The sequence below is a fragment of the Paenibacillus whitsoniae genome (assembly GCF_003955665.1).
In the GTDB taxonomy this organism is placed as follows: domain Bacteria; phylum Bacillota; class Bacilli; order Paenibacillales; family NBRC-103111; genus Paenibacillus_E; species Paenibacillus_E whitsoniae.
The window spans coordinates 45,878-71,305 of the sequence record NZ_RXHU01000017.1 but is presented as its reverse complement, the minus strand read 5'-3'; the positions used below and the strand labels follow the sequence as shown (position 1 = coordinate 71,305).

The 25,428-nt window shown below is 52.8% G+C and carries 18 protein-coding genes; 17 read left to right on the top strand and 1 reads right to left on the bottom strand.

The window, feature by feature from the left end:
• The first annotated feature begins 1 nt into the window (after position 1).
• The 15 genes from EJQ19_RS06800 (at position 2) to EJQ19_RS06730 (ending at position 21,917) form a co-directional block, all read left to right on the top strand.
• Positions 2–1,858 carry a heparinase II/III domain-containing protein gene (locus EJQ19_RS06800; protein ID WP_164716360.1) on the top strand — a complete coding sequence of 619 codons (1,857 nt, stop codon included), beginning with the start codon at positions 2–4 and terminating at the stop codon, positions 1,856–1,858.
• 94 nt (positions 1,859–1,952) lie between these two features.
• Entirely contained in the window at positions 1,953–3,059 is a 1,107-nt protein-coding gene (locus EJQ19_RS06795) for a glycoside hydrolase family 88 protein (RefSeq protein ID WP_126140446.1), read from the top strand.
• Between the two features lie 211 nt (positions 3,060–3,270).
• Positions 3,271–5,754 carry an alpha/beta fold hydrolase gene (locus EJQ19_RS06790; protein ID WP_126140445.1) on the top strand — a complete coding sequence of 828 codons (2,484 nt, stop codon included), beginning with the start codon at positions 3,271–3,273 and terminating at the stop codon, positions 5,752–5,754.
• Between the two features lie 234 nt (positions 5,755–5,988).
• On the top strand, positions 5,989–7,428 hold the full coding sequence (locus EJQ19_RS06785) for an SWIM zinc finger family protein (protein ID WP_126140444.1): 1,440 nt from the start codon (positions 5,989–5,991) through the stop codon (positions 7,426–7,428).
• Positions 7,429–7,452: 24 nt separating this feature from the next.
• The gene (locus EJQ19_RS06780) at positions 7,453–9,258 is read left to right on the top strand and encodes a HEAT repeat domain-containing protein (protein ID WP_126140443.1); all 1,806 of its coding nucleotides are present in this window, start codon (positions 7,453–7,455) and stop codon (positions 9,256–9,258) included.
• A complete protein-coding gene (locus EJQ19_RS06775; RefSeq protein ID WP_126140459.1) occupies positions 9,234–10,325 on the top strand; it encodes an ATP-binding protein in 1,092 nt (363 codons plus the stop codon). The genes EJQ19_RS06780 and EJQ19_RS06775 overlap by 25 nt, the downstream gene beginning before the upstream one ends.
• Positions 10,283–12,658 (top strand): DUF5682 family protein, encoded by a 2,376-nt coding sequence (locus tag EJQ19_RS06770; protein ID WP_241242772.1) that lies wholly within the window; start codon positions 10,283–10,285, stop codon positions 12,656–12,658. The genes EJQ19_RS06775 and EJQ19_RS06770 overlap by 43 nt, the downstream gene beginning before the upstream one ends.
• 3 nt (positions 12,659–12,661) lie before the next feature.
• A complete protein-coding gene (locus EJQ19_RS06765; RefSeq protein ID WP_126140442.1) occupies positions 12,662–13,873 on the top strand; it encodes a VWA domain-containing protein in 1,212 nt (403 codons plus the stop codon).
• Between the two features lie 147 nt (positions 13,874–14,020).
• The gene (locus EJQ19_RS06760; RefSeq protein ID WP_126140441.1) at positions 14,021–15,247 is read left to right on the top strand and encodes a macrolide family glycosyltransferase; all 1,227 of its coding nucleotides are present in this window, start codon (positions 14,021–14,023) and stop codon (positions 15,245–15,247) included.
• 70 nt (positions 15,248–15,317) lie between these two features.
• Positions 15,318–16,397, top strand: coding sequence for an acyltransferase domain-containing protein (locus EJQ19_RS06755; protein WP_126140440.1), 1,080 nt, complete (start codon positions 15,318–15,320; stop codon positions 16,395–16,397).
• A 294-nt stretch (positions 16,398–16,691) separates the two neighbouring features.
• The gene (locus EJQ19_RS06750) at positions 16,692–17,696 is read left to right on the top strand and encodes a helveticin J family class III bacteriocin (RefSeq protein WP_126140439.1); all 1,005 of its coding nucleotides are present in this window, start codon (positions 16,692–16,694) and stop codon (positions 17,694–17,696) included.
• 88 nt (positions 17,697–17,784) lie between these two features.
• Entirely contained in the window at positions 17,785–18,699 is a 915-nt protein-coding gene (locus tag EJQ19_RS06745) for a DMT family transporter (protein ID WP_126140438.1), read from the top strand.
• Between the two features lie 165 nt (positions 18,700–18,864).
• Positions 18,865–19,152: a hypothetical protein gene (locus EJQ19_RS06740; RefSeq protein WP_126140437.1), complete on the top strand. Its 288-nt coding sequence runs from the start codon at positions 18,865–18,867 to the stop codon at positions 19,150–19,152.
• Positions 19,149–19,580 carry a hypothetical protein gene (locus tag EJQ19_RS06735; RefSeq protein ID WP_126140436.1) on the top strand — a complete coding sequence of 144 codons (432 nt, stop codon included), beginning with the start codon at positions 19,149–19,151 and terminating at the stop codon, positions 19,578–19,580. The genes EJQ19_RS06740 and EJQ19_RS06735 overlap by 4 nt, the downstream gene beginning before the upstream one ends.
• Before the next feature lie 81 nt (positions 19,581–19,661).
• Positions 19,662–21,917, top strand: coding sequence for an ATP-binding cassette domain-containing protein (locus tag EJQ19_RS06730; protein ID WP_126140435.1), 2,256 nt, complete (start codon positions 19,662–19,664; stop codon positions 21,915–21,917).
• A 166-nt stretch (positions 21,918–22,083) separates the two neighbouring features.
• Here the strand turns inward: EJQ19_RS06730 and EJQ19_RS06725 are convergent, their stop codons facing one another.
• Positions 22,084–22,905 carry a helix-turn-helix transcriptional regulator gene (locus tag EJQ19_RS06725; RefSeq protein ID WP_241242771.1) on the bottom strand — a complete coding sequence of 274 codons (822 nt, stop codon included), beginning with the start codon at positions 22,903–22,905 and terminating at the stop codon, positions 22,084–22,086.
• A 158-nt stretch (positions 22,906–23,063) separates the two neighbouring features.
• Between EJQ19_RS06725 and EJQ19_RS06720 the strand changes: the two genes are divergently transcribed.
• Entirely contained in the window at positions 23,064–24,350 is a 1,287-nt protein-coding gene (locus EJQ19_RS06720; RefSeq protein WP_126140434.1) for a Gfo/Idh/MocA family oxidoreductase, read from the top strand.
• A gap of 92 nt (positions 24,351–24,442) precedes the next feature.
• Positions 24,443–25,417 carry a LacI family DNA-binding transcriptional regulator gene (locus EJQ19_RS06715; protein ID WP_126140433.1) on the top strand — a complete coding sequence of 325 codons (975 nt, stop codon included), beginning with the start codon at positions 24,443–24,445 and terminating at the stop codon, positions 25,415–25,417.
• Positions 25,418–25,428: the final 11 nt, after the last annotated feature.

Genomic DNA, 25,428 nt, shown 5'->3' with positions numbered 1-25,428 from the left:
GATGATCGCTTTCCATCTGTTGAGAGAAGCCCTATGCGCTGTTGAAACAAAGCCGGCTACGTTAGCCGGCGGTCCGCTATCGCCTGAGAAGTGCAAAGAGTTGCTAGAAGCGCCTCATCTTGCAGGGCTGTTGAAAGAGATCAAGGCAGAAGCGGAACGGGCGAGGTGCGAGCCAGTTCCATCCCTCAGCTTCGCCATCTTTTATCGTTTCAGTTCGACGGGCAATCGGAAAGAATTCGAGAAGCTGTATTTTGAACGGCGGGGCCGCTTGCTTGCTCTGACCTTGGCGACGGCGCTAGAAACCGATAATCGTCGATATGTAGAGACGCTAGAGAATTTGGTGTGGGCTATTTGCGACGAGTACGCATGGGCATTGCCAGCCCATCTCCCTGATACGCTGGAGGGGGTAGTCGCCTCACAAGTCCCTATGCATCAGACGGTTGACTTGTTCGCTGCGGAAACTGCCCATGCGTTAGCGGAGATGTTGTATCTGATCGGCGATCGTTTGAATCCGTGGGTCGTACACCGCGTGCGCGAAGAAATTGAGCGTCGGGTTTTTCAACCGGTATTCGAGCGGTCTACGCCGTTCGGCTGGCTGTCATGGCGAAATAACTGGTCCGCTGTATGCGGCGGGGCCGTGGGTATGGCGGCTTTGCTGCTGATCGATGACCGCGAAAGGCTAGCCGGCATGCAGGACCGCGTGGGGCGCGCGATGGACAGCTTTCTCTCTGGCTATGGCGATGATGGCTGCTGTCCGGAAGGCGTCGGCTACTGGAATTACGGCTTTGGCTATTTCGTCTATTGGGCTGAAATGCTGTACACGTATACGGGCGGCTCCATCGATCTCCTCCAGGGAGAGAAGATTCGAAAGATTGCTCAATTCCCCGGCATCGTGGCTTTATCGGAGCATGGCTGTATGAATTATTCGGATTGTGATGCGACGTATCAGCCGCATACGGGGCTGTTTAGTCGATTATGCCGCAGGCTTCATCTCGCGCCTCCGGAAATGACGAGCGTACCGTCTTTCCATGTCGATCATTGCTACCGCTGGCCCCATCAGGTCAGAAATGTGCTGTGGACAGAACCGGACTTGCTGCATGCCGCTGCGGAGGAGGGGAACTTTTACTTTCCAGATACGAGTTGGATGGTCGCGAAACGGCATACTACTCACGGCTTAATCGCGTTCTCGGCCAAAGGCGGAAACAATTACGAGCCGCATAATCACAATGATCTCGGTCATTTTATCCTCCATGCGGGCGGAGATACGCTGCTCGCTGATCTGGGCGGCGGGGAGTATACGCGCGAATATTTTGGTGAGGCGAGGTATCGGCATCTGCACAACAGTTCGGCAGGTCATTCCGTGCCTGTCGTGAACGGTTGTGAGCAAGTGGATGGCGCAGCGTATCGCGCGTTGGTTACGCGCTGCGAGACGAACGGCGATGACGTTCGATTTGATCTGGATTTGACGCGGGCCTACGGTCAGGGCGCTGGGCTTCAACAGTTTACCAGAACGTTTGAATGGGGATGCTCGGCGGAAGATGCTGCTGGGAGGTTAGTCTTAGAAGATCATTTTACCTTTGGCGATGAGACAGATCCTTCCGAGCGAAATGTAACGGAACATTTCATCAGCTATCATCAGCCAGTTGTCTACGGCGGGGAAGTGATCTGGGCGGGGCGCAAGGGGAGTGTGACGCTGGCCTTTGATGCAGCGAGCTTTGCTGTCGAAGTCGAAGCGATTGCAACAAAGATGCATAGCGGCTTGCCGGTTACGGTGTACCGATTGCGGATGCACGCGCCACATGTACCGAGTGACTATCACTGTCGGTTTGTTTTCACCTGCCATCTGAAGAGGAGATAGGCGGGGGCCGTGAGCATTGTTTGAATAATGACGAATGTAAGCGTTGCCATTCCAGAGAAGGATGTGTCGAGCGCGAATGAAAAGGAGATTGAACATGAGCAGGGTAGATCCAAATGAAATCATGAAACGATTGGAAGCCAAAGTCGATCGGATGATGGCGCAATTAGGGGGCCGAAGCCCGCACTATGCCGGCCAAGATGGCAAATATGATGATATGCCTACGGATTTTTGGACTTCCGGCTTCTGGCCGGGTATTCTCTGGATTCTCCATGATCTGACCGGCAAAGCGCATTACAAGGAGGCCGCATGGCGCTGGGACGAAGAGCTGGAAACGTGGTTTGTGCGGCCGACCGACCAGCTGAATCACGATGTCGGCTTTCAATTTTTGCCGACGGCGGTCATCAAGTATCTCATTACCGGCGACGAAGACGCCAAGCGCCGGGGACTATCTGCAGCCAACTTCCTGGCTGGCCGCTTTAATCCGGTCGGGCAATTCATCCGCGCCTGGAATGGTGATAGGCATCAGTGGTCGATCATCGATGCGATGATGAACATTTCGCTGCTGTTCTGGGCAAGCGAAGAGACCGGCGATCGCCGATACGCGCATATTGCCTCCATCCACGCAACAACGACAATGAAGCACGGCATACGCGAGGACGGTTCGTCAAATCATATCATTTCGTTCCATCCCGAGACTGGCGAGTTCGTGGAAGCGATGGGTGGCCAAGGCTTGGCGCCGGATTCAACTTGGAGCCGCGGCAATGCTTGGGCGCTGTACGGCTTTGCGAATACGTATCGCTGTACGCGCAATCCGGTCTTTTTGGATACGGCCAAGCGGATCGCTCATTACTTTATCGCGGCGCTGCCGGAAGATCATGTCCCTTACTGGGACTTCCGCTTGCCTTCGCTGGAAGGCATGTCCAGGGACAGCTCTGCGGCCGCGATTGCCGCCTCCGGCTTGCTTGAAATCGCCGAGCTTGTGCCAGTCGGGGAGCAACGGCTCTATCGCGACGCTGCCGAGCGTATACTTCAATCGTTGACCGAACAGTATGCAAACTGGGATCAACCGGAGCATGAAGCGATCCTGCGTCATGCGACCGGAAGCGGCACCGCCCTCATCGACGTGTCCCTTATCTACGGAGATTACTATTACGTAGAAGCCATTGCGAAATTGTGTGGCTGGCAGCATCGAATATATTGAGGACGAAGAACTCGTCTGCAGATCAGAGTTAAACCTTAAGCAACCTTTAAACCATCGGGAACAGCGGCGTTTGGACAGCGGTTCAGTCCATCCAACCGCTGTTTTTTTCTTTTGACAGAGGCCGAATGGATTCTATTAACGGCATGAAAGATTTACCCAGATTTATCCAATATAATAGGATTAGAGAGACGAAACTCGAGGAGGTTCAAGCATGTGGAGTTTTTCGGTGAAACGGCTGCTCACTTTAGCGGTGATGCTGCTAGTGCTAGTCCTAACGGTCCCCGTTTGCGGGGCAGAACGTCAGCAGGATCGACAGCTGCAACAATCCATACCATTTTGGCCTGCTGGTCAAATGCCCCGTATGTCCCCTGTCCCCGAGAAATCAGACAGGACAAGCACACAAGCTGAACCGAGCTTCACGCCTTTTCTGATTCCTTACCTCCTGGATAACAGCATCCAGCCCAAGGGAGCCGTTCTTCTGGCCGTAGACAGCGGCGCGGAAGAACTCGCTCGTTCTTACAACAAGGACGGTTATCAAGCTTTTGTCGTCAATTACCGGCCCGTCGCCAATGCAGGCGTGGAAGCTCAACTTGATTTTCAACGTGCTGTTCGTTATGTCAGATATCATGCGGCATCCTTTCGAATTCCGGATGATCGCATCATAACGGTCGGACAAGGAGCAGCCGGCACGGTTGTTCTCCAGCAAAGCAACCAGATGTATGGCTATATTCAACCAACGAAATTTATTGCTGTCTACGCCTCAGATGAGATCGATGCAGTTTCAGCCGATGCCAACGCGATTATCGCGCTGGATACAGGCATGGCGGACGATTTTGCGAATCCTGGTTTTCCGGCGACTTATTTGGCGTATAGCAGCAAGGATGCTGCCGCTAGCAAGGGATTTGGCTTTGCCGAAAGAGCTGCAGAGAATGCGATTGCGGTAGACGTTCATCTGGAAGAAGGGGGGGCGCAGCAAGCTTTGCCAACAGAATGGCTGGAGCAGGTTCTGGCCCGCAAAGCGCCGAGCTATCTCGACATCGATCAAAGCGTGGCGAAAGGCGCGATTGACCAGCTCGTCGCTTATGGAGGTCTCATGCATAACGCTGAGCGCTTATTTTATCCGGAAAAGAAAATTACGGTTGCGGAATTTACATCCATGCTGGTTCGCACAATGCAAATCAAAGTGGAGATGAATTCGGCCGGCGCCTGGTATGCCCCTTTTATGCAGGCGGCTGAAAAAGCTCACCTACTAAAAGGAATAGCCGAGGCCGGGGGGGAGGACGATTTGACGGTTGAAACCGCGAAAGTGATGCTGCAGAATGCGCGCGATGATTTAGGGCAGCAAAAAGATATGACCCGCGACTTGCTGTCCGCTCGGACGGCGATCTCAAGAGGAGGAGCTGCACAGCTCATCGCGACCTTGCTGGAGGGCGAAGAGGAAACCTATACCGCATCCTTTAGTCCGGCTGCCACAGTTGCCAATAATGATCTAAACGTCGGCTTTCTTGCCACAATCAAATCGGCCGCACAGACGGATACGTTAACCCTTCGGCAGGACGGTACGTACACGCTTGTCAAAACGATGCAGTCGGCACATGACGAGACAGATCGCTTCAACGTACATATTGCCTATACATTTGAAGGAAATTTTGAAAAGTCTGGCGGCAAGGTGATGTTAATGGCGCCTGCCTCGGCCGCAGCCCAAGAGGATTGGGGCCAACTTGCGGCAGCCGGAAGAGTTAAGAATCGGACGACGACCAGCCAGAATGATCCATCCATCCTGCGCTGGTTTACCGGAGCGTTCTTTAGCGCTTCAAGTGAACATGCGGATATGGAAGTGGTGATCGATGCGCTCCGAAAATCAGTTGCGTTCCCCGGAGAAGTGCTGCACCCCGAGTACGCCGGCATTTTGCAAGACAGCTACCCGAATTATAATTTTACGGAATCGGCTGTGACATTCTCCCACGGCAATATTACGCTTCGGGCGGCTGTGTTCGTTCCACAAGGTGTGCCAGGGAAAATGCCGGTTGTTATTCTTAGCCATGGAACCGGTGGAGGGATTGACAGCGAGCGCGGCATCATTCAAGATTTGTCGGCCAAAGGGTTCGTTTCTTTCGTATTTGAATTTGCTGGCTCCGGTTCTGGGCGAAGCACGGGACTGCAATCGACGGAAATGTCCATCCTGACGGAGAAGAAAGACTTAATGGCTGCGATCGAATACGTCCAAACCCTTAGCTATGTGGATACAGACCATATATTTTTGCTCGGATCGAGCCAAGGCGGAGCCGTTACCGCCATAACTGCGCCGGAATATGGGACGAAAATCAAAGGCATCATTCTCCAGTACCCTGCATTTAACATCGTGCAAAATACAGAAGGGGTCAGCCAGTTCGCGGAGCGTACCGTTTTGGGCGGAATTCCCCTCGGGAAAGTGTACAATACCGATGCCCAGAGCATCCTGCTCCAATTCGGCAATGTCTATAATTACGTCAAGCAATACAAGGGACCTGTGCTGATTATGCATGGCGAGAGCGACCCCACCGTCGATGTCTCCTACTCGCAAGAAGCTGCCCATGCCTATGAGCATGCCGAGCTGTTCATTTATAAAGGCGTCGAACACGGATTTGCAGGTGATGTTTTGAAGCAGACGAATTTGCGGGCTATTCAATTTATTTGGGAGCACGTCAAACGTTGACATATTGCACCTCTATTTAGATAAGGTCCCCGAATAAAGCGTTATATGACCAAAATCTCCGCGACATCCCGTTGTGGAGATTTTTCTTTATGCAAATTGAATTAGACAGTCTTCTCCTTATCCTGGAAAATATAGGAGCAAAGCATGCAGTCCCATGGAGGCTCATACAATGAGAGGGCAGGCACTGAAGGCTAGGAAGATTTCAGTTTGTACAATTACGTGGAGAGGTACGAGATGAGCCCATTAACGGAACCCTATGTAGATAGTCTGGCGCAGAACAGCAGTGCGATGAAGAACGGCAAAGATTTGGTGAAAAAGAACAGCTTTCCACTGCTCTGTCAGTCGGAGGACGGCACGCTCTTGTTTGGGGAGTGCAAAGGAAGCGGGAAGGAGCCATACAAGTGTTCGGTCGATCTCCTCAAGGAGGGGAGCCCGGTGTTTCGCTGCTCCTGTCCAAGCCGACAGTTTCCCTGTAAGCACAATCTCGGCTTACTGTACGCCTTAACGGCAGGTAAGACATTCGTAACGGCGGCGATTCCGCAGGACATTGCGGACAAACGGGAAAAAGCCGAGAAGCGGGAGGAGAAGAAAAATGAGCCCGCAGCCGAAGGGGCGCCGGCAGCCAAGCGCAAGCCGAACAAGTCGGCTTTATTGAAGAAAATAACCGCCCAGCTCGAAGGCATCAGTATCGCGGAAAAGCTGATTCTGCAGGTCGTGCAGGCGGGCCTCGGCAGCATGGACAAGAAAATGCTGCAGACTGCTGATGAACAAGCGAAGCAGCTCGGCAATTATTACATCCCAGGCATCCAAACGGCAATTCGTGAGCTGGTCCTGCGGTTTCGCGAGAACGATGATCCTGAGCTAACCTACTCCGAGGCGATCGAACAATTGACCACGCTGCATGCGCTACTTATAAAGAGCAAGGAATACTTGCAAAATCGGCTGGATAATCCCGAGGATCCGCAAGATGTGGAGTCGACGCTGGAGGAATGGATCGGACACGCGTGGCAGCTTGCCGAGCTTCGGGAGCACGGCCGCATTCGGAGTGAAGCCGAGCTGCTGCAACTGTCGTTCCGCTCTTCGGCGAATGCGGCGCGAGGCGAATATATCGATGAAGGGTATTGGGTGGACCTTCAGAACGGGCACATCCATACGACGCGGACGTACCGTCCGTTTCGCGCGGCCAAATACATCCGTGAAGACGATTCCGTCTTCCAGGTCGTGCAAGCGAAGGAGCTTGCACAGTACCCCGGCGGCCTGAATGCAAGAGTGCGCTGGGAGGAAGCGAAGCTTCGCGAACCTGATCCCGATGATCTGAAGAAGATTCACACCTTCGCGCACCGATCATTCCCTGAGGTAATTAAGATGGTTAAGAATCAGCTCAAAAGCCCCCTGGCCGATAAGCATCCGATTGTCTTCCTGCACTTTGCAGAAATAAAGCGTTCGGATACGAATTCCTATGTCCTGTTGGACGAACAAGGGAAACAGCTCTCGCTGACCGACATCACTTTTCTTGGCGAGCCGACAACTGGGCTGCTGGCGATGTTAAATAAGGTGCATTTGCAGGGTCACGCCATGTTGGTGATGTTCGAGCACAATTGGCAGCAGAACCGGTTGGAAGCTCAACCGCTGAGCATCGTGACGGCGGATGAAGTCATTCGCCTGCTGTACTGACGAATACCAATAGGAGACGAATCTATGAGCATTGATCTATTGTTTGATTTGCAGCAGGAGACTAGGCGCTTGTTTATCGCGGGCAGCGGCATGGCCGCCGGGGATTTGCGGCTGCAGCGCATGCTTCCGCAGCTCCAGAAGTTGGGGGAGACCGCCCCGGTGTTTCACCGGGTGGCGCAGGCCGTTCACCAGCTCATTGAGGCGGAAACCGCCGGGGCACCGGCAAAACTGCTCGAGCTGGGCACGCTGCTCCACGCCGTGTTGTACACACAAGGGAAGACGGAGACGAAAGAGGAGCTCCTGCCGATCGAAGGGACAGACAGCAGCCTTTCGACGAGGGTCCCGTATCGCAAGTTATTCCCGGTCCTTGAAGCGTTGACGCAAAAAGGGCAGGGCCGTATGGAACAGCTTCGCCAGGCCGATGAGGAGCAGTTATTTCAGGATTTTCGGGTCATATCGGCTGCAGTTGCGGCGCTGGATGACAGTTATGCGGAAATTCCCGAATTTCTATTTCGGAAAGTGCTGCCCGAATTGGGCGCTGCGGCGCTCCCGGCACTTCGGCAGCAGTTCAAGCCGGATGGGGGAAAAGGAGACAGCCGCAGGCTGACGTTGCTGCATGCGCTCCTGCCGAGATTTGACGGCTTGAGCCTCCTTCTGAACGCTGCGCAAGCGGGCTCGACAGAGGTCCGGTCTACAGCGATCGAACTGCTGGGATATTACCCTGAGCAAGAAATGTTCATTTTAGAACAGGCTGACGATAAGAAAAAAGAAATCCGCCGAGCGGCTTTGCTCGCGCTATCCCGGCTTGCAACGGAACCGGCGGTCGCCCGTCTCTATAAGGCGCTTCAATCCAAGGATAGGGACATAGCGATTGAGCCGATTCAGTTATGCCAAGCGAATCCGCTGACGCTGGGTGTCATCGCGTATGCCGAACAAGCGATGGCGCGCATTCTCCAACGAACGGGTGTCGAAGAAGCGGCTCAGCAGCTGCTGACCGCCATTCGCAGCTTAGATGGCAAGCGCATGCCGGAAGTCGTGCATTTTTTACAAAAGCTGTTGTCGGAGCCGGGCTGTATCGTGCCTGAAACGGAGGCAGCCCAAGAGGCGGCTGCAGCGCTTCTGCTGCAAGTGAACCTGCCGGAGGCGGACGCGTTCGCGATGTCGCTGCAGCAGGCCCATAACCGCAAATGGATTGCGTACAGCTTTCAAGCCGCTGTCAGAAGGCTTCCGCCGTCAGAGGTTTACGAACGCTTTGCCCATGACGTTAAGGATAAGAAGCATGGCGCTTCCAAGGACTTGCTGCGTACGTTCCGCAACTATTTTCCGCATTACGACTATCAGCTGTACCCGGAGTCCGATGCAGAAGAAACTGAGCGGCAGTGGGACCCGCGATGGATATGTCTGTTTATGAAAATGGATGAGGCAGAGCTCGTATGCAGGTTAGCCGAGGAACCGGACGGCGACATCATCGCTTATTTGGCGGCGGCGTGCCGACAGCATCCGAATTTTTCCAATGGAGCTACGCTTCGCAATATGCTCGCCTTATTCCGGCTGCGCGCGAGGGGAGCTCCTGAGCTGCTTATGGAGATTTTGGAAGGCGGCAAAAAGCAATTCTATTACCTGAATTATATGCAGCAGGTGCTGCTATCGCTGCTTCCGCCGTCTTATGCGGGAAAGCTTGAACAATTTGCGGGCACCGTTGCTAACGGATCCGTGAAGGAACAATTGCTTCGCATGGCCGAAGAGATTGCGGCGAAACCGGAACAGACCGAATTCGACGAAGAGAAGGGACAGGGATTATGGGGATGGATCAAAAGCAAGATGTCGTAAGATTGCCCGCCGAGCGGTTATATCTGGAGGAGCTGGAGGTACTAAAGCAGGGGGATCAAGAAACAAAACCGGCTGGCTGGCAGCTGTCTCCGAAAGCGGTTCTTACTTTCCTGACTGGCGGCAAGGTGAAGGGAGTCCCGATCACGCCGAAATATATCGGCAATAAACGGTTGGTTGAAATGGCGATTGCGACTCTGCTGACAGACCGGGCGTTGATGCTGATTGGCGAGCCGGGGACGGCGAAGTCCTGGTTATCGGAAAATCTAACGGCCGCCATCCATGGCGATTCCGGCAAAGTCATCCAAGGTACGGCGGGAACGAGCGAGGAGCATATCCGCTATTCATGGAACTACGCCCTGCTGCTTGCACAGGGCCCATCGGATCAGGCGATTATCAAAAGCCCGATTTTCCGCGCAATGGAAACCGGCGGGATCGCCCGGTTTGAGGAAATTTCGCGCTGCGCGTCCGAAGTGCAGGATGCGCTAATCTCCATTTTATCGGAGAAGACGATTTCGATTCCGGAGCTTGGCCGAGAAGTGTCGGCGTCACGGGGCTTCTCGGTGATTGCGACGGCGAACACGCGCGACCGCGGTGTGAATGAAATGTCGGCGGCCTTGAAGCGCCGGTTCAATATCATTGTGCTGCCTGCCCCCTCGAATATCGAGACGGAAGTGGAAATCGTCCGCAAGCGGGTCGGCGAAATCTCGACGAGCTACGAATTGAAAGCGTCGCTGCCAGAGGAGGAGGCGGTGCGCAAGGTTGTCACGATTTTCCGCGAGCTGCGCAGTGGCGTTACGTTGGACGGCAAGGAGAAGGTGAAAGGACCGAGCGGCGTCATCTCGACAGCGGAAGCGATCTCGCTCTTGACGGGCAGCATGGCGCTTGCCGGCAGCTTTGGCAATGGCCGCATCAGCGAGGAGGATATTGCCGCAGGGCTGCAGGGCGCGATCGTGAAGGATGAAGAGAAGGACCGCCTCGTCTGGAAAGAGTATTTGGAAAATGTGATGAAAAAGCGGGGATCGACATGGAGAAATCTATACTACGCGTGCTCGGAGATGAACAACTAGCGAAACTAGCGGGCGGTCAAGGGTTTCACGTCTTTGGCATACGGCATTTATCACCTGCGGGCGCCTACCACCTTCTTGCCTTTCTAGACGAAGTGAAGCCGACGGCTGTCCTCGTCGAGGGGCCGAGCGACGCCAGCGGGTTTATCGCGGAGTTGACATCTTCCGGCGTTATCCCGCCAATCGCGATTCTAGCCTACACGGACCGCATTCCCGTACAGACGTTACTGTATCCTTATGCGGATTACTCGCCGGAATACCAGGCGTTCCAATGGGCCAGCCGCCATGGGGCGGAAGCTGCCTTCATGGATCTGCCTTCCTCGCATGCGCTGGCATTGTATGAGGCGAAGCGGCAGTATGCGTCACCGGTCGACGAGACTGCGCAGGCGGAAGAGAATTATCGAACGTACATTCGCGATCAGAGCTCCATCTATCAGCGGCTTGCCGATTTGGCGGAGGAGCCGGACTATGAGGCTTATTGGGAGCGTCATTTTGAACATAATTTGCAAAAGGATGCATATCGGCGGGGGATTCATCAGTTTTCCGCGCAATTTCGGGAGTTGACGGCGGTTCAGGAACAGCAGCTGGCTCCGAAGGAAGCCGCCTATAATGACATTCGCGAAGCCTACATGCGGCGTAAAATTCTCGATACGATTGAGGCCGGCCATAAACCGGAGAACATCGTGGTCGTGACTGGCGCGCATCATGCCTCAGCCTTGGATCTGCGATTGCCGGTCATGACGGATAAGGAGCTGCGCGGCTTGCCGAAGACGCCGACTAAACTGACACTCATGCCGTATTCGTATTACAAGCTGTCGACGCACGCCGGCTATGGGGCGGGGAATCAAGCGCCGGCGTATTACGAGCTGTTCTGGCAGTGTTTGCAAAAGGGAGATTTAAACAAACTTCCGTCTATCTATCTCTCGCAAGTCGCTGCACACCTAAGAGATCAGGGAACCTCCCGTTCAACGGCATCGCTGATCGAGGGGGTGCGCTTGGCGGAAGCGTTGGCGGCCCTGCACGACGGCAGCCGCCCTACGTGGAAAGATCTGCGGGACGCGGCCGTCGTCTGCCTCGGATACGGCGAATTGTCTATCATTGCCGAAAGCCTGGCTCGAGCGGACATCGGCACGGCGATCGGCCGGCTGCCGGAGGGCGTCAGTCAGACGCCGGTGCAGGACGATTTGAACCGTGAACTCAAACGGTTAAAGCTGGACAAATACAAGACGGCCGTCGCCGCGACACTCGAGCTGGACCTGCGGGAAAATCGCCGGGTCAAGTCCGAGGACGCCGCTTTTCTTGATCTGAAGCGGTCCGTATTCTTGCACCGCCTGGCGCTGCTGGATATTTCCTTTGCACAGAAGCAGCGAGTTCACCAGGATTCCGCCTCGTGGGCAGAGAGTTGGGTGCTCCAATGGACGCCGGAAGCCGAGATTCAGACGGTGGAGTCGACCTTGAAAGGAGAGACGGTGGAACTTGCCGCAGCTTTTGTCCTTAAGGAGCGGCTGGACGCCTGCAGCGACATTGCTGAAGCATCCCGCCTCATCCGACTCGCCTGCGACTGTGCGTTGTCGGCGCTGATGGAGCAAGCGAAAGCCGCGCTGCAAGGGCTCGCCGTCGATGCGGGCTCTTTTGAGCAGGTCGCTGCTGCAGCCTATGAGCTGTCGGTGCTAATCCGCTACGGGTCGATTCGCCGATTCGACACCGATACGCTCATCCCGCTGCTGCAGCAGCTTTTTCTGCGCGGAACGCTGCTGCTCCTTGAAAGTGCAGGCTGCAACGACGATGCTGCCCAGGAGATGGTCAAGGCGATGCAAGCGATGCATCTTATTGCTCAGGACCACTACGAATCCGTCGACGAGATCTTGTGGATCAGCAAGCTGCAGGAGCTGGCTTCGCGCGATGATCGGAATGCCAAGCTTTCGGGCTTTGCTTTTGCCATTATGCTGGAGCGCAATGAGCTGGTGGATGAGCAAGTCGCCCAAGAGGTCTCGCGCCGGCTGTCGCCCGGTATTCCCGTTGACCTGGGGGCGGGCTGGTTCGAAGGCTTGTCGCTGCGCAACCGCTACGCGCTGTTGTCGCGAGGATCGCTCTGGCAGCAGCTGGATACCTATATCAGCTCGCTCGATAAAGCTGCTTTTCAGCGATCGCTCGTCTTTTTGCGCCGGGCGTTCGGTTCGTTCGAACCGCGGGAGAAAGCGGCACTAGCGGAAATGCTAGGCGACATTTGGGGCGTCGGCGCGGATAGTTCAGGTATGGCTCTGCAGCAGCCGTTAAGCAAGGAAGAGAAGGAGACGCTGAATGAACTCAACGATTTTGACTTTGGAGACCTCTAGCCTATGACGACTTTGGAGCAAGAACAATTGAAACGTTGGCGGCTCATTCTGGGGGAGGCTTCTGCAAAGAAACTGCAGGGGTACAGCGCAGGCTCTGAGCTGCTGGACGAAGAAGCGCTGCTGATGGATGAGGCGCTTGCCGCCATTTACGACGGAACGTCCACAGGCGGCAGCGATGACGGAGCCGGGGCAAGCAGCTCCCGCAAGGCCGGTCTTGGGCCTTCCGCGCCGAAGCTCGCCAAGTGGCTAGGCGATATTCGCACCTTTTTCCCGCCGGACGTGGTATCAATCATCCAAGCCGATGCGATCGAGCGGAAAGGGCTGAAACAGCTGCTGTTCGAGCCTGAGCTGCTTTCCCAGGTGAAGCCGGATATCCAGATGGTCGCCACTCTGATGGCGCTCAAGGGGAAAATTCCGGAGAAAACGAAGGAAACCGCGAGACAACTGGTCAAAGCCGTCGTCGATGAAATTGTGAAGCGGCTCTCACAGGACCTTCGACGGGCCGTGACCGGCGCCTTGAATCGCAGGCAGCATTCGCCGCTGCCCTCTTCGACAGGTCTGGATTGGCATACGACGATCCGTAAAAATTTGAAGCATTTTGATCAGGAACGCAAGCTGTTGATTCCCGAGAAGGTCTATTTCTTCGACCGTGCGCGGCGCAGCAAAGAGTGGACCGTGATCCTCGACATAGACCAAAGCGGCTCGATGGCGGGCTCAGTCATCTATGCATCGATTATCGGTTCGATTTTTGCCAGTATGCCGGCTTTGGAGACACGTGTGGTTGCGTTCGATACGGAGGTCGTGGATCTAAGCGAGCAGTGTGCGAATGATCCCGTCGACATGCTGTTCGGCATTCAGCTTGGCGGGGGGACGGATATTAACAAATCAATCGCGTATTGCGAATCGTTCATCGCGGAGCCGCAAAAGACTCTGTTCATTCTAGTCTCGGATTTATACGAAGGGGGCAACCGCACGGCGATGATTCAACGACTGGTCGACATGCATCAAGCCGGTGTAAAAACGCTTTGCTTGCTCGCTTTATCCGATCAAGGCGTTCCATCGTATGATGATGCGATTGCCAAACGGTTGGCGGGGCATGGCATTCCTTGCTTCGGCTGCTCACCGGATAAATTGCCGGAATTGATCGAGGGCGCATTGAAGGGATATGATCTCGTTCACTTGGCAGACAGGGTGAAGCATGGCAGTAGGGCGTAGCGGCTTGTAAGCGTGTGGCATGGCTTTGACAGTTAAACGATTCGATGATTTTGTATTGCCGCGTCTATTGCGGCTTTTTTTATTTTGAGATTTTCAAGTCTTGTACTATGATACGAAGTAGAAAAAGTTACTAAAGGAGCGATCGCATTGGCGCGTGTATTATTTATTAACGGCGGATCGGAAGGACATATCAATCCAACAATTGGCGTTGTGCAAGAGCTTGTTTCGCGCGGCGAAGAGGTTGTGTATTTTTGCATCGAGGCGTATCGCGAGCGCTTGGAGCAGGCGGGGGCTTTCGTCCGAACCTTTGATGATCAGAAATTTATCAAAGCGTTTATCTCAGGCGGCAGAAATTATGTGCTCGAAAGAGTCAACGGGCTTTTGCTTACAGCTGACATTGTAATCCCAAGCGTGCTTGAACAGATTGAAGGTGAGCATTTTGATTATATCATTCATGATGCCATGTTTGGCTGCGGACGGTTGTTGGCTCAAATCCTGAAACTTCCTGCCATTAATTCTTGTACGTCTTTTGCGCAGACGGAGGTATCCTTCGATCGTATGTTGGCATCGTTTTATTCACAGGTACCGGCAGACATTGTAAAACCGATAACTGATACTTTTCAAAGCTTGAAAATGATGGTCAAAGAGAAATACGAGGTGGAGATTCGCTCTCCGTATGAGGTGTTTTGCAATCCTGCCCCGCTTACCATCGTGTATACGACAAAAGCTTTTCAACCGGAAGGGGAGACATTCGACGCTTCCTACCACTTTGTAGGGCCATCTCTCTCGCAGCGCTCGGTGGCAGGCGCTTTCGACTTTACAGCCATCGAGGGAAAAAAACCTATTTACATTTCGCTCGGGACCGTCTTTAACCATTCCCTTGATTTTTATAAGCTTTGTTTCGAGGCTTTTGGGAACACGGATCATACGGTTGTCATGTCGATCGGAGATAAAGTTCGCCTTGCGGATATAGGGGACATACCCGAGAATTTTATCGTCCACAATTATGTTCCGCAAATTAAAATCCTCCAATCTGCTAAATTATTTATTACGCACGGCGGCATGAATAGCACCCATGAAGGACTTTATTACGGTGTTCCGCTTCTAATCCTCCCGCAAAGCGCGGACCAGCCAGTGATAGCGCGGCAGGTTGCCGATCTTGGCGCAGGTATCGTTTTGCAAATGAACGGCTTGACTGCTAATCAATTGCGTGAAGCTGCAGACCATGTACTGGGCTGCGCTACTTTTGAGCAATCCGCCACCCGACTGCAAGCGTCCTTGCAACAATCAGGCGGGGCTCGTCAAGCGGCTGACCAGATTATCGAGTTTTGTAAATCGAACCTGTACAACAAGGGCACCGGCAAATTCATTTGACGAGCCTCTGATTATCCTGTATGTTCGAATAGAGCTACCTATCAAGTAAGATCAACAGGAGGAATCACGCATGGATCGGGCCTATATCATCAAAATCAACGAATATTTGCAGATTGATCCATATAATTTGGATTTGATTCTCCAGTGTTTTGATGAGATTCAGAACTCGGAGTTTTTGAAAGAGCAGCTGGCTATTGCTCGGCATCAAATTTTTGTAGAGAATCTCTATGATTTATCCGATGAGGTGAAAGCGAATGTGGCAAGTCACCTGCAAGGAGCCAACTTTTTCCCGCTAATTGTGCTGCTGGACAAATTCGATGACGTTCTCGCGTTTTACGAGAAACATCAGCTGCCTAGGGAAATCCTGGTTCATACGTTCCTCGACGTGAACTTGTGGATTCGCGGGTATAACGATCGAAACCACAAGGATGGATTTGAAGAACTTCGCTGGTTGAAAATCCATTTCAAAAATGAAATTTTCAGAGTGGGGCGTCTGCAATTTATTTATAAGAAGAATTATTTGAAAGCCAACGTGTATACCCATAAATTAACCGGTGAAACGGTCATTATTCCGCATGATCTCTCGGCATTTGACGAGGAAGGGTTTGCCGCTTCATCCAGCACTGTGCAGTTTACGGCTCAGGTAAAGGAAACGGACGAGGCGATTTTTTCAAATTGCGTACTGCAAGACGGTGTGATGATCAAGCAGGATGTGGCGCTTGCCAAATCGGACTACGATCTCTTTTTGGGTGAAAACGATTATGTATTGGATGTCCATATACCGGGCTACGAACCGCTAGACGTGGAGAAATGCAAGGAGTCGCTGGAACAGGCTTTGACGTTCTATCAAACCTATTTCAGCGATTATACGTACAAAGCTTTCGTATGCGATTCATGGCTGCTCGCCCCGCAATTCAAAGAAATGTTGAGTGCCGACAGCAATATCAATAAATTCGCTTCCCTGTTTACACTCGTCACCGGAGCAGTGAGAAGCTCATCATTCTTGTTCTTCGTATTCAGAACGACAGACCCCGATTTGGAGAAATTGCCGAGAAAAAGCAGCCTTCAAGAATCGGTTTATCAGTATCTCAAAAATAACAAAAGTCTATCTGTGATGAATGGATTTATTCCAATCTACCCATCCAAGTAGACCGCCAAATATTCCTTGACTTCCGCAAAATGAACTGTTAGCATGAACATGTAAACGCGTGATAAGCGCTTACATATTTGCTTTAACTGAATACAATGTGACGGTTGGAGTCCATGAGATCACCCGAACAATGAGATGCGCTCGCTTACGAGCCTGTCCGTTGGTTCGGGTTTTTGTTTTGTTCGCGTGGACGCTTCCGCCATGGGAGGGAGGCGCCGGCTCGGCTGTAAGGCCAGCAGCAACGAACGTATTGGATCAAGATGAACATCTTTGCATGACAAAGGAGGAATCGATATGGTTCAAGTTCAAGCATTGCGTACTGTTAAGTCTGTTAAGAGAAGAAACTTGAAATGGCTTGCATCCGTTTCCCTTGCGCTTCTCCTGTTTCTATTGGCAGCTTTGCCCGCATTTGCGGCAACGCCCGAGAAGACGGTGAATGCCTCTGCAACGCTCGCCTATAACCTCAAAGGGCTCAATCACAACGCCGCCGTTCAGAAAGCGTACATTGCCTCCACGTATGTATACGTAACCCAGCGATCCGGGGGGACGTGCTATCTGTCGAGACTGCTGATCAACGGGAGCGATGCCACCTATGTGGACGAGATGACCATTACCAATGCCGGCCACTGCCAAACGCTGGATATGTACACTTACAATGGGATCAATTACTTTTATTTTAGTTCAAAAGCGGATGACACAACGTCCTATTACTGGTCGCTTCAAGTGGCAAGGCTGCAATACTCGGCTGGCGCGACCTATGATTATACTGATCTGCATAGGTTCACCTACTTGAACTATGCGAACCAGACCGGCACAAGCTTAGGGAAGACATACCGTGTCGATGGCGGCGGCAACAGTGAGTATACCATTTTTCGCGTACAGACCGAAGAAGGCACGGTTACTTGGTCCATTTACGATACGGTTGCTTTGAACCAACTGCTGGACAGTAACGAGCTGGTTCAGCTGAACAGTACAGCGGCCAAAAGCGCATGCGTCTACACCTTCACCCAGTCGGGCACCGACATTATCAGGCCGAACGGATCGTTCCAAGGTCTTGATATGCTTAGCAGCACGAATATCTATACGTCCGGCGGCGCGGAAGGCAATACACCGCAGATTGCCAAGATGTCCAATACAGGAGCTTACAAAGCTCTTGTCAGTATTACGAATGTCGGGACCCACGAGATTGAAGGCGTACAAACCAAAAACAGTAACGTTTACTTTACCATCGTGACAGACCCCGTGAATAAAACGAATACGCAAAAAATATATTATGTACCGGACAGCGTCTTTGAATAAAGAGGAAAAAAGATCAGCTTGTCTCTGAACGTGACTGGCTTTACAATAAGGAGATTATAAAGCCAGACATCAAGGAGAACACAAGGAAATGTTAGATCGAAGCGTCATGTTTAAATTATGGGGTGTCTCCCTCCTCTGGGGAGGCAACTACGTGGCGAGCGCGTACATGCTGCGCGATTTCTCGCCGATTTTTCTTTCTTTTGCGCGATTGGTTGTGATGTCGCTCTTTCTTATCTCGGTAGCGATGATCAATAAATCGATGAGATGGCCGAAGAAACGCGAGTGGGGGCTGCTACTGATGGCCGGCATAACTGGAACGCTGATCAATCAGCTGTTTTATTTCACCGGTCTGAAGGAGTCGACGGCAGGCAACGCGGCATTGATCATCGCCCTGGCGCCAATCGCGACGACTCTTCTGTCACGGATCTTCCTCAAGGAGATGATCACTGGGCAGAAGCTGGTCGGCGCGATTGTCGCGCTCATCGGCGTCATTTGTATTGTCCTGTATGGAGGCAAGCAGCTGGGCATTTCCCACGGCGACGTCTACTTACTTGCGGCCATGCTCGGCATGTCGATCAGCCTGCTGTTCATTCGCAAGCTGACAACGGCGATGACCTCGTACGAGGTGACCATTTACTCTACCGTAATCGGCACCTTGCTCATGTCGCCGGCCGTCGCGGTTGAAGCGATGAATGGCGGTCTGCATGCCAGTCACCGGCTGTTCACCTGGCTGCTCCTCATCTGCGTGGCAGTCATTGGACAGGGGCTTGCCGGCTTTTGGTGGAATCAAGGCATCGCTGTCGCCGGGGCATCCATGAGCGCTATGTTTATGAACATTCCGCCTTTCATTGCCATTATCGTCAGCCATTTTGTGCTTGGCGACCCGATCCTGCTGGCACAGCTTGGCGGGGGGATTCTCATTCTTGCAGGCGTTGCGATTACCAATATGAAGCGGCGGCTGCCGCACGAACCGAAAGCAGGGCTCGGTGTTAAGGGCGCTTAGAATAAGGGAAGCGGATCGGCACTGCATAGACATCGCTGTCTATGCAGTGTTTTTGTTTACTGAATGCAATGAAATCATCCCTGAACATGCGCAACCTTTCCGCTCAATATAGCGTTAAACAAGAGGGAAAGTGATTAAAATATTGACGGGAGGTGCGAGCCGATCATGAAAAAGAAGATTATACTTGTAATAACGCTGGCACTAGGCATAGGAACGATGGGCTGGGGTGAACACTTCGCCTTAGCGATGCCAACGGATGCAAACACCGTGAAAGCCAACACAATTACAATATTTGAAGATACGCCATTGCTCGGCAATGACGGGACTACAGTCGGGATGCTTGGCCCCCAAACCGTTGAAATCCTTAAGACGAGCCAAAGAAGAGTAGGGCATGGGGAAGGATATTTGTACCTATTTATCAGATCTCCTCTTGGCTTGGCAACGTGTGGATGATGCCATTCAATGCGGCTATCGGTCAGCCCGTTGCTGCTCAATCGAATCTGGAATTAATGGGCGTGGAACCGATATATTACGATCCGGGGCTTACAAAGCCAACCTGGATTCAATTGGCTCCACAAACCGTCAAAGTAAAATCAACTTGGGGGAACCGTTATCTGATTGACACGCCGAATGGCGACAGGTGGATCTCTCCCCGTTACGAAGCTCTATATGGCGTAGAGAAAGTGAAGGTAGAGGTACAGCTCCAAAGTGAGACGAAATTGGTTCGTTCTCCTTCGGGTTTGGAAACGGGCGCTTCGTTGAGTCCCCAGAAAGTAACGGCGAATGAGGTATGGCAGTACTGGTATCGTATCGATTCGTGGCTCGGGCCAGTCTGGTTCAAGCATTCTACGTCGGATACGGCTGACAAGCAGTCATACTAACGATGGTGTACGCTTCTAAGCACATGAATGCTATAATGGAAATATATGCAAATATGAACACTTTCGGAAGGATGTTTAAGGATGAGCGAATCGAATCAGGCCTTTATCGTCATATCAGGTGCGCGGGAGAACAATCTTAAGAATGTTTCCCTGCGCATTCCCAAGCGGAAGATCACGATCTTCACGGGGGTATCCGGATCAGGAAAATCATCGATTGTCTTCGATACGATCGCGGCAGAGTCCACCCGCTTGCTGAATGAAAATTTCAGTATGTTCGTCCGCAATTTCCTGCCTCGCTATCCGCAGCCGGATACGGACGCGATTGAGAACTTGAGCATGGCCGTGATTGTTGATCAGAAACGGCTGGGCGGCGGTTCTCACTCCACGATGGGGACGATTACCGATATTTCCCCGATTCTCCGACTTCTCTTTTCCCGCATAGGTCAGCCTGCCATCGGTGGTGCCAACATGTTCTCGTTTAACGATCCGCAGGGGATGTGTCCCGAATGCAACGGGCTCGGCCGCAGACTGGGCGTCGATATGAGCAAGGCAGTGGACAAGTCCAGGTCGTTGAATGAGGGAGCGATCCTGCTGCCGGATTATGCTGTGAACAGCTTCGATTGGACGATGATCGTGCAGTCGGGTTCCTTCGATCCGGATAAGAAGCTGAGTGATTATTCGGATGAGGAGCTGGAACAGCTGCTGTATGGCAAAGCGAGAAAAGTAGAGGTGGAATTCGCCGGTAAGCCCATCAATATCACTGTGGAAGGCATCATCGAAAAGTTCACAAACAAATATATCAAGCGGGATGTGAAGACGATGTCGGAGCGCACACAGCGAGCTGTTGCTCCGTACATCACCGAAGGGCCTTGCTCCAGCTGCCGCGGGGCAAGACTTAGTGCGGCCGCGCTCAATTGCAGGATCCAGGGACGCAACATTGCGGAGCTGTCCTCCATGGAGGTTGGCGAGCTCATCCGCGTCGTTCGGGAGATTGGCGACCCAGTCGCGGCGCCGATTGTGAAGGCACTGACAGAGCGGCTTCAGCATCTGGTGGATATCGGTCTTGACTATTTGACGCTGGACCGCGAGACGGATACTTTATCAGGTGGCGAGTCGCAGCGAGTCAAGATGGTGAAGCATTTGAGCGGCAGTCTGGTGGATGTCACTTACATTTTCGATGAGCCCAGCGTTGGCCTCCACCCCCGTGATGTACACCGGTTGAATGGATTGCTGCAAAAGCTGCGCGACAAGGGCAATACCGTCATCGTCGTCGAGCATGATCCCGATGTGATCAAGGTGGCGGATCATATCGTGGACGTCGGACCTTACGCCGGCAGCCGCGGTGGGACAATCGTGTATGAGGGGAGCTTCGAGGGTTTGCTGGAGTCGGGTACATTGACCGGCACCCATATGAAGCGGCCGCTTCAACTGAAGCCCGTTGGCAGACAGCCGTCCGGCAAGCTGTCCATCAAGGACGCCCAGCTTCATAATCTGCAGAACGTGAGTGTCGATATTCCAACTGGGGTGCTAACTGTCGTGACAGGTGTTGCCGGCTCTGGGAAAAGTACGCTGATTAACGAAGTGTTCCTCAGCCAGCATCCAGATGCGATCGTCATTGATCAATCGGCGATAGGCGTATCCACCCGCTCGAATCCTGCCACCTACACAGGGATTATGGATGATGTGCGCAAGGCGTTTGCTTCCGCAAATAAGGTAAGCCCGGGCTTGTTCAGCTTCAACTCCAAGGGAGCTTGCGACAACTGCCAGGGATTGGGCGTTGTCTATGCCGACCTTGCCTTCCTCGACAGCGTGAAGCTGCCATGCGAAGTATGCGGAGGCAGACGGTTCAAGGAAGAGGTGCTCGCGTACAAGCTGAACGGCAAGTCTATTGCCGAAGTGCTGGAGATGACGGTGGAGCAGGCGTTGGAATTTTTTGAACTGAAAGAGGTTGTACGCAAGCTCCAGGCGATGAGCGATGTAGGGTTGAACTATATTACGCTCGGCCAGCCGCTCAGCACGCTCTCGGGCGGGGAGTGTCAGCGCATCAAGCTGGCGAGCGAGCTGCACAAGAAGGGCAGCATCTACGTGATGGATGAGCCGACGACCGGTCTGCATATGTCCGACATCGGTCATCTTCTTGAAATTATGAACCGCATAGTGGACGCCGGCAACACGGTAATCGTTATTGAGCACAATCTGGAGGTGATCAGCCACGCGGATTGGATCATCGATATGGGACCGGACGGAGGCAGCAAAGGCGGGCAGGTCGTGTTTGAAGGCACGCCTTCGCAGATCATCCATGCGGAACTTTCGATCACAGGGAAGTATTTGAGGTAATGGCAGAGAGCCCACACCTTGTCAAAGGATGTGGGCTTCGCTATGCGGACGTCTTTTGGCAAATAGCCTTTGGGCGCTGAACGGATTGTTGAGTGTATCCAGTATGAGATGGCTGATGCCAAGTGCTTGGGCTTTTCCTTCTAAGCTCCCATCGCCAGGATGACGCCTATTGTCCGATCCGTTTAGCTGTCTTTCGGTAATCGAGCGGGTTCGTTTTGGCGATTTCCTTGAAAACACGCCCGAAGTGGCCGATGTTCTCGTAACCGACGCGTTCGGCGATCAGGGTAACCTTCCAGTCCGTCTCCCGGAGAAGACGCTGCGCTTCGTTGATCCGGATGCTGTTGACATATTCGACGAAGGAGAATCCGGTAACGCGCTTGAACATGCGGCTGAGATGATAAGGGGAGATGAAATGCTGCTTGGCGATGGATTCCAAGGATAGAGGCTCGCTGAAGCTGCCGTTAATGTCCGCGACGATGTCGGCGATTTTTTTATGGGCCGGGCTCTCGTGTTCAAAGTCGGTGCCGCTTCCGCGGTTCAACCGGCGTGCACACCAGATGAGCAGGCTAGCCAGCTGCGCCTGCAGCGCCGTTTCGGAGCCGGGAAGCGCATCATTCGCCTCCTTCAGCATCTCAAACAACAGCGATTGCACCCATATCCGATCTTGAGGGGGGACGGTGAGCAGCCTGATTTTCATCCGAAACGGTTCGAACAACAGCGGTTGATTGAAATGTCGCAGGAAGCCGTCGGCGAAATTGATCAACACACGCTCATGGTTGGGCAGACGCGTGTCGCCCGTTTTGTGGAGCTCGTATTTATCGATGAAAACAAGATCGCCTTCACGAATTCGGTAGGTCAAGTCTTTGATAAAATAGGTCCGTTCCCCATTAATCAAGTAATAGATTTCATATTGCTCGTGAAAGTGGTATTTATGCATCGTGTAGAAGCCGTTTCGTTGATGATGGTGGATGAACATATCCTTCTGCATATGAGCTCCCCTCCTTTTTCCTAACTATAGCACGACCCTCTTTACAAATGCGCAAAAAATGCGAAGAAATTGCCATAGATTCGCAAATATTCAGCAGAAAGGGGGCATTTATTGCGTTACAATGAAGGCGTTACACCAAGTGAAAAGGAGAAGAGGCCATGAGGAAGAAAAAGTATGCACTGGTCGGTACCGGCGGACGCGCCGAATTTTTCTATGGAGCTCTCGCCAGCGGGTTTCGCGATCGTACCGAGCTTGTCGCCTTCTGCGACATTAACGCTGTCCGACTATCCTATGCGAACCGGCTGCTCAGAGAGAAATACGCTCACCCCGAAATTCCTGTCTACGGCGTAAACGAATTTGATGCGATGGTAGAGAAAGAGAAGCCCGACACCATTATCGTGACGACGATAGACAGAGCGCACCACACGTATATTATTCGTGCAATGGAGCTTGGCTGCGATGTCATTAGCGAGAAGCCGATGACCGTTGACGAGGTCAAGTGTCAGGAAATCCTTGATGCTGTGAAGCGGACCGGGCGCAGTCTACGGGTTACCTTTAACTACCGCTATGCGCCGCATAACTCACGAGTTAGGGAGCTTATAGAGGATGGCGTGATCGGCGATGTGCATTCCGTTCATTTTGAATGGTTGCTCAGCACAGAGCATGGTGCAGATTATTTTCGCCGTTGGCACAGGGATAAACGCAACAGCGGAGGGTTGCTCGTTCACAAATCGACGCATCATTTCGATCTGGTTAATTTCTGGCTGGGCACCCGCCCGCAATCGGTATTCGCCTTGGGCGGTCTGATGTTCTACGGTCGCGAAAATGCAGAACGCAGGGGCGTCACGCAGTTTTACCAACGAGCGCATGGCAGCGAGACGGCGAAGAACGACCCGTTCGCGCTTCATTTGGAATCCAACGCACATTTGAAGGCGTTGTATCTGGATGCGGAGACCGCAGACGGCTACCAGCGGGACCAAAGCGTTTTCGGCGACGGAATTAGTATCGAGGATACGCTGGGCGTATTGGTGCGTTACGAGAATCAGGCGATACTCACGTATTCGCTTAACGCCTATCAGCCTTGGGAAGGATTTCAAGTCGTCTTTAACGGCAGCAAAGGGCGAATGGAATTGAAGGTGGTGGAACGCTCCTACATCAACTCGGCAGGGGAAAAGGAAGAGGAGGGCGCACTTTCCTACAAGCAGTTGACGGTTCAGCCCATGTTCCAAAAGGCGTATGAAGTCGAAATTGAGGAACGAAGCGGAGGTCATGGCGGCGGAGATCCGATATTGTTAAATGATCTCTTCGGAGAACCTGAGCCTGATCGCCTGAATCGTGCTGCTTCTCATGTCGACGGAGCCTTATCGATCTTAACTGGGATCGCCGGCAATGTTTCCATGCGAACCGGACGACAGATCGGAATCAAGGATATAGTTAAATTTTAACTTTTTTATGGATTTGTATTCCTATTTACGAACACGTGTAATATACTTAGAAACAGAATAGACATGTGTAGGTTGAAAGGAAGCCGCAATCCATGAAAGTAACCATTAAGGATATCGCCCGTGCAGCTGGCGTGAGCCATCCCACAGTATCGAAGGCTCTCAACGGCTCACCGGGCGTCAGTCAAGCCGTCCGTCAAAGAATTCTCAGCATTGCCGAGCAGATGAACTACATACCGAATCAAGCTGCGAGAAGACTGGCCGACAAGCAGACCCAGACCATCGGGCTGCTGTGGCCGAAGTCGGAAGCGCTGTTCTTCCATCACCTCAGCCTGCAGATTCAGCAGGAAGCCGCAAGACGGGGGCTCGACGTGATGATTTCACTTGCCGATCCGCCACGAGGCTTGCGAGCATTCAATGAGCACTTTGTTGACCGGATCATCTTCTGGAGTCCTCCGGGGTGGCAGCCGGACCTGGCATTCATCCAGCAGAAGGAGCTTTTTCACGGACGAATGCTGCTGATCGGCGGCGGTGCGCTAAAGGGCACACACCGGATCAGTGTGGACCGCAGCGGGGCGATTTATGAAGCCGTGCGCTACTTGGCGGCGAATGGGCACCGCAGAATTACTTTCATCGGAGATTCCCACGAGAAACAGCTAGGCTTTACCAAAGGCATCCTGGAACAGCGGATGGAGTATCATGAGCATTACGTGATTGCCGTGAAGGAGGGGGAACCGTTTCCCGAACAGCGGGTAGCGGCACTGCTCGATAGTTTAGATAAACCGACGGCCTTTATTGTCGATAACCAATCCTTTGCCTTCGGACTGCTTAAGCTTTTCAGAGATCGAGGACTTCGGATGCCGGACGATTATTCGTTAATCGTATATGACGAAATTCCTGAGATGCAGCGATTGGAGATTCCGGTAACGACGGTCGGCCCGCCGATTGGAAAGCTGGCTGCGCTTGCCTTGAGCATCATCGCTGGCAAAGAGCCGCAGGGACAAGACGATATGGCGGATATTGAGATAAAATGCGAGCTCCATGTGCGCAAGTCAACAGGACGCCTCTAAGCATGTTCAAT

Coding starts and splice junctions, on each gene's coding strand:
- EJQ19_RS06800 (WP_164716360.1), top strand. CDS start 2: ATGATCGCTTTCCATCTGTTGAGAGAAGCCCTATGCGCTGTTGAAACA.
- EJQ19_RS06795 (WP_126140446.1), top strand. CDS start 1,953: ATGAGCAGGGTAGATCCAAATGAAATCATGAAACGATTGGAAGCCAAA.
- EJQ19_RS06790 (WP_126140445.1), top strand. CDS start 3,271: ATGTGGAGTTTTTCGGTGAAACGGCTGCTCACTTTAGCGGTGATGCTG.
- EJQ19_RS06785 (WP_126140444.1), top strand. CDS start 5,989: ATGAGCCCATTAACGGAACCCTATGTAGATAGTCTGGCGCAGAACAGC.
- EJQ19_RS06780 (WP_126140443.1), top strand. CDS start 7,453: ATGAGCATTGATCTATTGTTTGATTTGCAGCAGGAGACTAGGCGCTTG.
- EJQ19_RS06775 (WP_126140459.1), top strand. CDS start 9,234: ATGGATCAAAAGCAAGATGTCGTAAGATTGCCCGCCGAGCGGTTATAT.
- EJQ19_RS06770 (WP_241242772.1), top strand. CDS start 10,283: ATGGAGAAATCTATACTACGCGTGCTCGGAGATGAACAACTAGCGAAA.
- EJQ19_RS06765 (WP_126140442.1), top strand. CDS start 12,662: ATGACGACTTTGGAGCAAGAACAATTGAAACGTTGGCGGCTCATTCTG.
- EJQ19_RS06755 (WP_126140440.1), top strand. CDS start 15,318: ATGGATCGGGCCTATATCATCAAAATCAACGAATATTTGCAGATTGAT.
- EJQ19_RS06750 (WP_126140439.1), top strand. CDS start 16,692: ATGGTTCAAGTTCAAGCATTGCGTACTGTTAAGTCTGTTAAGAGAAGA.
- EJQ19_RS06745 (WP_126140438.1), top strand. CDS start 17,785: ATGTTAGATCGAAGCGTCATGTTTAAATTATGGGGTGTCTCCCTCCTC.
- EJQ19_RS06740 (WP_126140437.1), top strand. CDS start 18,865: ATGAAAAAGAAGATTATACTTGTAATAACGCTGGCACTAGGCATAGGA.
- EJQ19_RS06735 (WP_126140436.1), top strand. CDS start 19,149: ATGATGCCATTCAATGCGGCTATCGGTCAGCCCGTTGCTGCTCAATCG.
- EJQ19_RS06730 (WP_126140435.1), top strand. CDS start 19,662: ATGAGCGAATCGAATCAGGCCTTTATCGTCATATCAGGTGCGCGGGAG.
- EJQ19_RS06725 (WP_241242771.1), bottom strand. CDS start 22,905: ATGCAGAAGGATATGTTCATCCACCATCATCAACGAAACGGCTTCTAC.
- EJQ19_RS06720 (WP_126140434.1), top strand. CDS start 23,064: ATGAGGAAGAAAAAGTATGCACTGGTCGGTACCGGCGGACGCGCCGAA.
- EJQ19_RS06715 (WP_126140433.1), top strand. CDS start 24,443: ATGAAAGTAACCATTAAGGATATCGCCCGTGCAGCTGGCGTGAGCCAT.